Annotated in this window: 11 protein-coding genes; all 11 read right to left on the bottom strand. The window is 37.7% G+C overall.

Features of this window, described 5'->3' with window-relative positions:
* Positions 1–126 precede the first annotated feature (126 nt).
* Positions 127–333, bottom strand: coding sequence for a YlzJ-like family protein (locus tag BM350_RS01860; RefSeq protein ID WP_090912815.1), 207 nt, complete (start codon positions 331–333; stop codon positions 127–129).
* Positions 330–1,079 carry a ClpP family protease gene (locus BM350_RS01865; protein ID WP_090912813.1) on the bottom strand — a complete coding sequence of 250 codons (750 nt, stop codon included), beginning with the start codon at positions 1,077–1,079 and terminating at the stop codon, positions 330–332. Before BM350_RS01865 ends, BM350_RS01860 begins: the two co-directional genes overlap by 4 nt.
* A gap of 362 nt (positions 1,080–1,441) precedes the next feature.
* On the bottom strand, positions 1,442–3,112 hold the full coding sequence (locus tag BM350_RS01870) for a ribonuclease J (RefSeq protein WP_090912811.1): 1,671 nt from the start codon (positions 3,110–3,112) through the stop codon (positions 1,442–1,444).
* 951 nt (positions 3,113–4,063) lie between these two features.
* Entirely contained in the window at positions 4,064–4,942 is an 879-nt protein-coding gene (gene dapA / locus BM350_RS01880) for a 4-hydroxy-tetrahydrodipicolinate synthase (RefSeq protein WP_090912809.1), read from the bottom strand.
* 23 nt (positions 4,943–4,965) lie between these two features.
* Complete coding sequence (gene dapG / locus BM350_RS01885; protein WP_090912807.1) at positions 4,966–6,177, bottom strand: aspartate kinase; 1,212 nt, start codon at positions 6,175–6,177, stop codon at positions 4,966–4,968.
* A 22-nt stretch (positions 6,178–6,199) separates the two neighbouring features.
* Complete coding sequence (gene asd, locus BM350_RS01890) at positions 6,200–7,246, bottom strand: aspartate-semialdehyde dehydrogenase (protein ID WP_090912805.1); 1,047 nt, start codon at positions 7,244–7,246, stop codon at positions 6,200–6,202.
* A gap of 149 nt (positions 7,247–7,395) precedes the next feature.
* Positions 7,396–7,995: a dipicolinate synthase subunit B gene (locus BM350_RS01895; RefSeq protein WP_090912803.1), complete on the bottom strand. Its 600-nt coding sequence runs from the start codon at positions 7,993–7,995 to the stop codon at positions 7,396–7,398.
* Positions 7,992–8,894 (bottom strand): dipicolinic acid synthetase subunit A, encoded by a 903-nt coding sequence (dpaA, locus tag BM350_RS01900; protein WP_090912801.1) that lies wholly within the window; start codon positions 8,892–8,894, stop codon positions 7,992–7,994. Before dpaA ends, BM350_RS01895 begins: the two co-directional genes overlap by 4 nt.
* Positions 8,895–9,062: 168 nt before the next feature.
* A complete protein-coding gene (locus BM350_RS01905; protein ID WP_090912798.1) occupies positions 9,063–9,314 on the bottom strand; it encodes a YlmC/YmxH family sporulation protein in 252 nt (83 codons plus the stop codon).
* Positions 9,315–9,801: 487 nt separating this feature from the next.
* Positions 9,802–11,046, bottom strand: a complete 1,245-nt coding sequence (locus BM350_RS01910; protein ID WP_090912796.1) for a M16 family metallopeptidase — start codon at positions 11,044–11,046, stop codon at positions 9,802–9,804.
* Positions 11,047–11,134: 88 nt separating this feature from the next.
* Complete coding sequence (locus BM350_RS01915) at positions 11,135–12,034, bottom strand: polysaccharide deacetylase family protein (RefSeq protein WP_090912794.1); 900 nt, start codon at positions 12,032–12,034, stop codon at positions 11,135–11,137.
* Positions 12,035–12,075: the final 41 nt, after the last annotated feature.

Here is a 12,075-nt window from a genome sequence, read left to right on the forward strand (position 1 = left end):
CATGCATGCTTTTTCATCCACTCAAACAGGATTTTACAGGATAAATTGAAGAAAGCAGCCTACACACGGCTGCTTCACCCTCTTGTTTTTTATATTATACCATAGCTCATAAACAAAATCCTGCTTTTACGAAAAGGATATTTTCTGCCCAGGTTCATACTGTAAAAAATGTTGAGGGTTTGTACTTAATACACGTACAACAGAATAATTATTTTCATTTCCCATTTCTACAACCATATCAATACCATCTACATGTATCATTTTCTGCTTCGCAAATTCTGTATGATCTATCGGATACACAAGTTGTTCTGGCATAATCGTATACAAAATCATTGCAACAACGCCCCGCCTTGTTCAGTTGATGTTTTTGTATCAATTAATTCATTTAATTTTTTAATCGCTTGGCCAATCCCTCCAACATCATCAATTAAACCATATTTCACCGCATCCATGCCTACAACATTTGTACCAATATCTCGTGTTAAATTCCCTTTTGCAAACATTAACTCCTTAAAACGATCTTCTGTTACTTTTGAATGCTTTGTTACAAAACGAATAACACGCTCTTGCATCTTATCTAAATACTCAAATGTTTGTGGAACACCTATTACAAGACCTGTAAGACGAATAGGGTGAATTGTCATTGTTGCTGTTTCTGCAATGAATGAATAATCTGTTGATACCGCAATCGGCACACCTATGGAATGTCCTCCACCAAGAACAATCGATACAGTTGGTTTCGAAAGCGAAGCAATCATTTCAGAAATTGCAAGCCCAGCTTCTACATCCCCTCCAACTGTATTTAACAAAATTAACAACCCTTCAATTTTAGGATTTTGTTCAATTGCGACAATTTGCGGAATAACATGCTCATATTTGGTTGTTTTGTTTTGCGGCGGCAATTGCACATGCCCTTCAATTTGCCCTACAATTGTTAAACAATGAATACGTGATTCATTTAATTGCGGGACATTCGTTTGTCCAAGTTGCTGAATTTTCTCTAGTACAGAAGCTTCTTTCACTTCTTCTTTTGTCTCGGTCTCTTTTTCTTCATTTTTCATTTCATCACGCTCTACCATATCGTAACCCCTTTCTCACGTATACAACTATTATTTGTTAAGTTATAAATTTCATTCGAAAGAGGATAAAGTGAAACTTCCATCAGTGTTTTTTTCATCCCCCACTGATGGTTAACCCGTCCAACCTGGCACATGCCAGCAGTTATCCCCTACCTATCTTCTTTAGAAAAGCAGAAGTGGCTCGCTCAGAATGTGAGGGGGATGGAGCTTCTGACATAGAGGTGTTTTTTACCTCGTAGGAAGAAGCGAAGCCACCGAACATTCTAGCCACTGGAGCTGGATCTTAATCTTAAGATGGAGGTCTTACTGCCTGCGAATAGCGGGATAAAAGAAAAAGCTACCTATAAATAGGTAGCCACTTCTTATACTTCCATAATAATTGGTAAAATCATCGGTTTTCGCTTCGTTTTTTCAAATAAAAATTGTCCAAGTAACTCACGAATATTTTGTTTTAACGTAGACCATTCAATAGAATATTCTTTAATAGATTGTTCTACAATTGTACGCACAATATCAGTTGATTTTTCAATTAACGCTTCAGATTCACGAACATAAACAAAGCCTCGTGAAATTATTTCTGGTCCAGAAATAATTTTTTTCTCTTCTTTTCCAAGCGTCACAACAACGACTAAAATACCGTCTTGTGATAACATCTTTCGATCACGTAACACGATATTCCCAACATCACCAACGCCTAACCCATCAATCAATACATTTCCAGCAGGAACTTTACCTGCTGGTTTCGCTTCACCATCTGTAAAGGAGATTACCTCACCTTTCTCCGTGATAAAAATACGATCCGAGTGAATACCAACATCTTGAGCTAAACGGGCATGCGCCTTTTGCATACGAAATTCACCATGTACAGGCAAGAAGTACTTTGGTTTCATTAAATTCAACATTAACTTTAATTCTTCTTGACTACCATGTCCGGAAACGTGTACTTTCTTTTCTCCATAATATACTACATCCGCACCTGCTCTAAATAGTAAATCAATTGTTCTTGAAACAGATGTTTCATTCCCTGGAATTGGAGATGCAGCAATAATGACTGTATCACCTTTACGAATTGAAATTTGTTTATGAGCTTGTCTTGCCATTCTAGAAAGAGCAGCCATTGGCTCCCCTTGGCTACCAGTCGTTAATATTGTCACCTTTTTCTCAGGATAATTATCAACATCCTGCAATGAAATTAACATACCATCTGGAATATTTAAATACCCTAGATTATACGCGATATCAACAACCTTTACCATACTTCGTCCAACTACCGCTACCTTACGCCCAGTTTCATACGCTGCATCAAAAACTTGTTGAATACGATGTACATTAGAAGCAAATGAGGCCACAATAATACGGCCTTCTGAATTATAAAATACTTTAGATATTTCCAAACCGACTTCTCTCTCAGATCCTGTATAGCCAGGGCGCTCTGCATTTGTACTATCAGATAGTAAGCAAAGCACACCTTCATTCCCAATTTGCGCCATTTTTCCAATATCCGAACCATTATTCCCAATAGGAGTTTGATCAAATTTAAAATCACCAGTATATACAATTGCACCTTGTGAAGTATGGAAGCAAACACCCACGGCATCAGGAATACTGTGTGTTGTTTTAAAGAAAGAAACAGTTGTTGTATCGAATTCTACAGTAGCATTAGAATCAATCGTTCTTAAATCAACGCGACCTAACATACCTGCTTCTCCTAATTTTTCTTTCACAAGACCGTTTGTTAGTTTCGTTCCATAAACTGGAATATCTAATTTTCTTAACACATAAACGATACCACCAATATGATCTTCATGACCATGTGTTAAAAATAACCCTTTTACGCGCTCTTTATTTTCCACTAAATATGTGATATCAGGAATAACAATATCTATTCCAAACATCTCTTCTTCCGGAAACATAAGTCCTGCATCCACAATAAAAATTTCAGAATCAATTTCTACGCAGTACATATTCTTTCCAATTTCGCCCACTCCACCGAGAGCGAATACTTTTACAGTATCTATCTCTTTCTTCTTCATGTTGTTTCCTGGTTTAAAACTATTGTAAAAACTGATCCCACTAACATTGTAGAGAAACCAGGGGAAACTCCACCATCATTTTTCAACATCTAAAACGAAGGTCTTATCACGTTTTTTGTTTTTAAACCAGGTTCCACCTCTCTTTCATTATATAAATCATATGTTTTATGTAATTTCATACAAAATCCGATAATCCGTAAAGTTTTTCCATTTTTGCTAAGCATACCCGTACTAAGCTACTTAGCCATATTATAACTGATATAAGAAATAGAACACAAGTTAAATTATAAGAAAGAAAAGAGAAGAATATGTATAAGATGATAAACTGGATTTATTTCACTACTACATGCAAGAAGCAAAGTGAAACATCTAGCAGTAGGAATTTTCTTTATTCATCACCTATATATACAAGTGAAAAAACGACATAAAACCCCCTTTCCTTTTAGGGGGGACGAGAGCATCTGGCCGTGCATAAAAGCGGTCAGGTCCATTTCCTGCCACATGCGAGGTTTAAAACAAAAGGAGCAAGGAGTACAGGTCATGTTGTATTCTGCATAGCAGCAACTTATAAAGAAAAGCGGAAGCGGCTCGCTCAGAACAAGAGGGGGATGGAGCTTCTGACATAGAGGCGCTTTTTGCCTCGGCGGAAGACGCGAAGCCACCGACTGTTCTAGCCGCTGGAGCTGGATCATAAAGAAAAGCGGAAGCGGCTCGCTCAGAACAAGAGGGGGGTGGAGCTTCTGACATAGAGGCGCTTTTTGCCTCGGCGGAAGACGCGAAGCCACCGACTGTTCTAGCCGCTGGAGCTAGATCATAAAGAAAAGCGGAGACGACTATTTAGACATGAGGGGCTAGGAGGCGAAGCTGGACAATGCTTTATCGAATTTTGAGGTGGGAGTATTACTAAACACAAAAAAGCGGCTTAGCACATATCACTAAGCCACTTTCGTATTAGCGAGGAATAGATTGTATAACTTCAAGTAATCTCGTTCTTTCTACTTCTGTTAATGGCAGAAGAGGGAGACGAACAGATCCAACATCTAATCCTACGATTTGCAGTGCAGTTTTAACAGGAGTTGGACTCGGCGCCATAAATAATGCATTCGTCACTCTTACTAACAATTGATGAAGTGTTTGCGCTGTTTTCATATCACCAGTTTGAAATGCCGCAATCATGTCTTGCATTTCGTTACCAATAATATGAGAAGCAACAGATACAATACCTTTTGCTCCAATTGCCATCGCTGGCAATGTTAATCCATCATCACCACTGTATACGGCAAAATTATCATCTGTTTTTTCGATGATTTCTGTCATTGTTAATACATCGCCGCCTGCATCCTTGATTGCAACAATGTTTGGAATTTGTGATAAACGAACAACTGTATCAACAGAAATTTGTACGATAGATCGCCCCGGAACGTTATATAACATAATCGGCAGTTTTGTACTTTCAGCAATTGTTTTAAAGTGCTGATACATACCTTCCTGGCTTGGTTTATTATAATACGGTGCAACTAACATAATAGCATCTACGCCTACTTCTTCCGCTTTTTTCGTAAGCTCGACAGAAGCATGTGTATTATTGCTACCAGTTCCAGCGATTACCGGCACCCTTTTATCGACAACAGATACAACATGACGATATAGCGCTACCTTTTCTTCAGATGTTAACGTAGGAGATTCACCTGTTGTTCCTCCTACAACGATTGCTGTTGTACCATTATCAATCAAATAGTTTACCAATTTTGTTGTCTTTGCAAAATCGATGTTTCCATTTTTATCAAACGGTGTGACCATCGCAGTTGCAATTGTCCCAAAATCTCTCATGGTCTCACTCCTTATCATTCCAGTTACTTTTCTTTTGAAAGTTCAAATGCACAATGAAGCGCATTTACGGCATCTATCAGTTCTTCTTCTTTCACAAGTACCCATATTGTCGTATGGCTATCTGCAGACTGTAATATTTGAACACCCTTTTCAGCTAATGCTGTCACAATTTTCGCAGTCACACCTGGAACACCTGCGATACCAGCTCCAACAATAGATACTTTTGCACAGTGCTCGGTTACAATTGGATCATATCCAAGCTTATGAAGTACTTCAACAGCTCGATCTGCAACATCATCACTAACTGTGTATGCTACACCTGTAGGAGAAATATTGATCAAATCTACGCTAATCTTTTCATTTGCCATTTCTTTGAACACTTCTGTTTGTAGGTCGTATGCTCCGTCCTTAGCCAACACTTTAATTTGCGTGACACTTGAAGAATGAGCAATACCAGTTACCGGACGTTCTTGTACGTCGCGTGCGCCATCATACGCTGCAATTAAAGTTCCTTCGCTATCAGAGTATGTCGAACGCACACGTAATGGAACTTTTGCATGCATCGCAATTTCAATTGCACGCGGATGAACAACTTTCGCACCTTGATATGCCATATTACAGATTTCATTATATGTTACATTTTCAAGATGACGCGCATCTTTTACAATACGTGGGTCGGCAGTCATCACACCTTCTACATCTGTAAAAATATCAATATACTCAGCATGAAGTGCAACACCTAACGCTGATGCTGATGTATCACTACCCCCGCGTCCAAGTGTTGTCGTATCGCCTTCTGTCGTTTGGCCTTGGAAACCTGTTACAACGATTACATCTACTTCTTCTAACTCTTTTAATATACGTTCACAATTCATTTCAATAATCTTAGCGTTTGTAAAATCATCATTTGTGATAAAACCAGCTTGTGCACCATTGAATGCTGCTGCTTTAATTTCATTTTCATTTAACATATTTGAAAACACAATTGCTGAAATTAACTCACCACAAGACAACAATAAATCTTGTTCACGTTTTGAAATGAACGACTGTTTTTCATTTACAAGGCTTAATAATGTATCCGTCGCATAAGGCTCACCTTTGCGTCCCATTGCAGATACAACAACTACAATTTTATAGCCTTCTTTTAATGATTTTTTGATGTGATGAAGAGCATGTTCTCGACCATTTTCATCACGTACAGATGTACCACCAAATTTTTGGACAATAATTTTCATTTTCGCACCTTCTTTTAGCCGTTTACACTAATTGTAATTTCACTAATCGTTCTGCAATTTGAACAGAGTTCCATGCAGCACCTTTTAATAAGTTATCCGATACGACCCAAAGATGGAATCCTTTATCATTGTTTAAATCTTTACGAATACGACCAACAAATACTTCGTTTTTACCCACTGCAGTTGCTGGCATTGGGTATACTTGTTCTGCTGGGTTGTCTTGCAGTACAATTCCTTCTGCATTCGCTAACAGATTACGCACATCTTCTACTGTTACACCTTCTTTTTCCACTTCAATGTAAACAGATTCAGAGTGACCAGATACAACTGGCAAACGTACGCATGTAGCAGCTACTTCAAGATCTGGCATATGCATAATTTTCTTTGTTTCATTAATCATTTTCATTTCTTCAAACGTAAAGCCATTATCTTCAAACTTATCAATTTGCGGAATCGCATTGAAGGCAATTTGATAATGTTTTTCATCACCTTTTACTGGTAAAACATTCGCTTTTACTTCTTCACCGTTTAAAATGGCTTGTGATTGTTCGTGAAGCTCTTCAATTGCAGCGGCTCCTGCTCCTGATACAGCTTGATATGTGGAAACGATTACTCGTTTTAAACCAAAGTGTTGACGAACTGGTTCAAGAGCAACTACCATTTGAATTGTAGAACAGTTTGGATTTGCAATAATTCCATTATGCTCTAATAAATCTTTTTCGTTTACTTCTGGTACAACAAGCGGGACATTTTCTGTCATGCGGAACGCACTAGTATTATCGACAACGATTGCACCGCGCTTTGCAGCTTCTGGTGCTAATTGTTTTGATACAGACCCACCTGCACTGAAGAGTGCAATATCCACTCCTTCAAAACTTTCAGGAGTAGCCTCTTGTACTGTTACTTCTTCTCCTTTAAATAAAAGCGTTTTACCTGCAGAACGTTTAGATGAAAGTAACGTTAGCTTCCCAATTGGAAAATTACGTTTCTCTAAAGTATTTAACATTTGTTCACCAACTGCGCCGGTTGCTCCAACTACAGCGACATGAAAAGATTTTTTCTTTTCCATCACTATGCCCCTTTCTAGGTACCAATCCTTCTATACTTAGAATAAAAAGGAGTAACAAATACTCCTTCTCATTCTTAATAGAATTAATTTTATCATATTCTGCGATAAGAATGATGGTTTCATGAAAAAAATTGTCTGTTTTTCGCTTATTAATTCATATACTTGAATTTTTCTACAACTACAGGTTGCAGTTGTTTTCCTTCCATCGATTCTACAATTGTATCTTGCAGTAATTCCATACGCGCCACCATAGAGTTCGGTTTATTATACGGTGAATCTTGCCCAAACGGCACAAAATAAATATTCTTTGTTGCCATAAGGCGCATTAGGTTCACACCATTTAACCCAAGAGCGTCATTCGTTGAAACTGCTAATACAACAGGTTTACCATTTCTTAGTGTAGCTTTGGCAGCCATTAATACAGGTGAATCTGTCATTGCATTCGCGAATTTACTCATCGTATTTCCTGTTAATGGTGCTATAACCATACAATCTAATGGAATTTTCGGACCAAGCGGTTCTGCCTTTACAATAGAATCAATTACTTTATGACCTGTAATGGCTTCTATTTTCTCAACCCATTCTGCACCTTCACCAAATCTTGTGTTTGTCGTTTGTAATGTATACGATACGACAGGTAGTACTTCCGCTCCATCTGCAACAAGTTTTTCTAAATGTGGCATGACTTCTGCATACGTACAATGTGAGCCTGTTAGTCCAAAGCCAATTCGTTTACCTTTTACACTCATTTTTTATTCTCCTTTCTTGCATCTACATCTGCCATTAATAAATTAGAAAGGACATTTGCGAGAATCTGTCCGGCTGTTTTTGGCGCAACAATTCCTGGAAGTCCAGGGGCTAACAAAGCTTTAATCCCTCGCTTTTCTGCATAACGGAAGTCTGTCCCTCCCGGTTTAGAGGCTAAATCAATAATTAATGTATGGGCAGGCATTTTTGAAATTGCACTTGCCGTTACAACAAGGTGCGGAATTGTATTAATGACAATGTCAACATCTTGTACTTCTTGCTCTATATCTCGCATTTGAAATGGTGTAAATGTCATCTCTGTAATACGAGCGATATGCTCAGAACGACGAGCACCTACTTTCACTTTCGCTCCTAGTGACTGAAACGCTCTTGCTACACTCATTCCAGTTCGCCCAAAACCTAACACCATTACTGTAGATCCATGAATTGTATAATCGGTATGTTGAATAACCATCATAATGGTCCCTTCAACAGTTGGAATTGAATTATAAATCGCTACATCATCACGATCAAACAATTTGACAAGTTTTCGATTCGTTGAAGAAGCAATTGTATCTAAGTAAGTGTTACTAATACCTGAATATATCGTAAAATGTGCTGGCGTGTTTTCGATTTGTTCTTTTGTAATCCTAATTTTTGCATTAGAAAAAATTGTATCAATCTGTCCGTTTGCATCTGCTCCAGATACCGGCAAAATGATGGCGTCTAAAGAAGTAAAATCGAGATTTTGCATACTCTCCTTTGCTGATCCTGTAAATCCATGATCAAGTTGGTCAAAGCCTACTAATGAGAGTCTTGCATCAAGCTCAACTAGCTTACGAATGACTTCAAGCTGCCTTGCATCTCCCCCTATGACAGCAATATGAATATCAGTCAACATTCTTTTCTTCACCTTCTTTTTCTCTCATTATAAGAAAAGTGCCTACTTTTTCGTTTTCCTCCACATCATATGTAATGTACGAGTATAAGGTGATTGAAAACAACAAAGTAAGGGTGATTTACATCTATGGATTCCCACAATAAAAAAGATGACCGTAAGGGTCATCTTTTAATTAGAATCTGAATAATTAGCAAGGTCAAAAATAATCATATCTTGCCCCACTTTTTTAATTCTACTCCACTCCACACGCACTTCTTGTTGTCCTCGTTTAAACCCTCCCCATTTTCCAACTGGAATAATGAGTGCTTGAATCTTTCCATCTTTTTCATCAATCTCTAGGTCAGCATGCCCTAGTACTCCCATTCTTTCCGCACGCTGTAAATCAACAATTTCTTTCCCACTTAGCTCACTTAATCGCATTCCATCCTCTCCTTACATAACACTCTAATTAAAAGATTTCTTTATATTAAGTACCTATTCTAAACTTCAAAAAAAATACCCATATATAAGTAAAAAAATGATATAAGAACCTCTTTTCTTTTTAAGAGAGCATCTGGCCGTGCATAGAAACGGTCATCCTACCACATGCAAGGTTTACAACAAAAAGAGAAAGCAAGCGCAGATCATATTGTATTCTGCATAGCAGCAACTTTTATGCTGAAACAATTAAATGAATAGATATACAAATATAAAGTGAAACTTCCATCAGTGGGGGTTTTTCTTCATCCCCCACTGATGGAAAGCCTGCCCAATCGGGCGCATACCAGCAGTTATCTCCCACCTATCTTCTTTAGAAAAGCGGAAGCGGCTTGCTCAGGATCTTGAGGTGGGAGTCTTACTACCCTAAAGTAGCGGGACAAATTAAAACACCGTTTCTCCTTAATAAGAAACGGTGTTTTTTACTTGTTTATTTTTGACTTATCCCTTTTGGAAGTTCTCCATTTGGACTAATCAGCGCTGCAGAAAACTCATCTGTGAACATGTTACGAATTAATGTATCTACATCTGTTTTTGTAACATTGTTTACACTTTCAATAATTTCATCTAAAGAACGGTGTTTTTTTAGAAGTAATTCATTTTTACCATTACGGCTCATCCGACTATTTGTACTTTCTAAACTTAACATAAGATTGCCTTTTAGTTGCTCTTTACTGTTAAGTAATTCTTTTTCTGTGATACCTGTATCTTTTAATGTATCAAGTGTTTGTTGAATTGTTTCGTACAACATATCGAGTTGCTGACTGCCCGTTCCCCCGTAAATTGTTAACATACCTGTATCTTCATAAGAAGAATGATAAGAAAATACAGAATACGCTAACCCGCGCTGCTCACGCACTTCTTGGAACAAACGACTACTCATACTACCGCCTAGAATATTATTCAATACAATTAGATTATAGATACTTTCATCGCCCATCTGTAATCCTTTAAATCCTAAACATAAATGGGCTTGCTCTGTTTCTTTTTTGCGTGCTACTTTATTTGGATGAAAACTAGGGTTATGTACTTGTTCGCGATTTGTCGTTCCTTCATAATTCCCAAAATATTGTTCGACGATTTGAACAAAGGATTCATCAATGTTACCAGCAATAGAAACAACGACATTTTCTGGCGTATAATGATCTTTCATATACTCACGAAGCATATCGCCTGTAAACGTTTCAAGCGTTTGCTCTGTTCCTAAAATAGGATATGCCAGCGGGTGCGTCTCATACGTGGCTTTCGTTAACATATCATGGACAATATCATCTGGCGTATCTTCATACATTTTAATTTCTTCAAACACAACATTTTTTTCTTTTTTCAATTCTTCTTCAACAAACGTTGAATTAAAGAACATGTCCGTCAAAATATCAAGTGCGTATTTTGCATGTTCATCTAACACTTTTGCATAATAACACGTATATTCCTTTGATGTAAACGCATTAACTTGCCCGCCAATGCTATCGAAGGACTCTGCAATTTCTCTAGCACTACGTGTTTTCGTCCCCTTAAAAAACATGTGTTCTAAAAAATGAGAAACCCCATTATTCGTTTCATTTTCATTTCGTGATCCCGCATGAATCCATACTCCAATTGCAACAGAACGTACTGTTGGAATATGCTCCATTACGATTCTTACTCCATTTTTACATGTATATTTTTTGATCAAAAGCCTTCCTCCTATTGACAAATTCTCTGTAAAAAGATTCTATTATATAATCATAACAAGTTTAAGGGCGAATGTCATGCAAATGTGTTTAATCAATACGCTTTTCGTCTACTAAAGCAGATACGTTTCCTACGGTATACCCTTTCTCTTTTAGCTTTGAAATCAATGTATCAAGCGATTCCGCTGAAGAAGAAGTTGGATGCATTAAAATAATGGCACCGGGATGTACTTTACTTAACACTCTCTGTAGCAATACGTGCGGTTCTGGATGCTTCCAATCAATTGTATCCACTGTCCACATAATTGTCCCCATGTGCATTTTTGCAGCAGTATGAACAACATCGTCACGAAAACTACCACTTGGAGGTGCAAACCAACGCACTTTTTGATTTGTAGCTGCTTCAATGACTTGATTCGTTTTTTGTAATTGTTCATGAATTGCATGAACTGACAAGGTTCTCATGTCAGGATGCGTATATGAATGATTTCCCACTTCCTGGTCAGCATCTGCAATCATTTTTGCAAAACGTAAATTCTCTTTTACCCATCTTCCCTCTAGAAAAAAAGTTGCTTTAACATTATGCTTTTGCAGTATTTCTAACATCCGTGAAAGATATTCATTCCCCCAAGCAACATTAATGGTAAGAGCAACCATTTTTTTACTTGGATTCCCTCTATAAATAGGTGTAGGTGGTAAGTCTGTTAAACGTACTTTTGGCGATACTTCTCGGTATACCAATTGCTTCTCATCAAAACTGCCATACCTCTTCATGTTACCATAGGAAGCCCTTACATCTACTTCCTTCCCATTGTATCCTGGCGTCGCTTTCCACACTCTATCAATACATGCATTTTGCGGCGGAATCGCATACACTTTTGCTCTTTCTTCAATCTCTTCATACAAACGGTCTTTTGCATATGATATATACGAAATATGCATAGGGGAGAACCATAATATAACTATAAGTAAAATGATGCGAATTTTCATAAAGCACCCTCCAGTAAAATGAAACTTCCATCAGTCAGGGA

This window comes from Bacillus sp. 103mf (genome assembly GCF_900116295.1).
In the GTDB taxonomy this organism is placed as follows: domain Bacteria; phylum Bacillota; class Bacilli; order Bacillales; family Bacillaceae_G; genus Bacillus_A; species Bacillus_A bruguierae.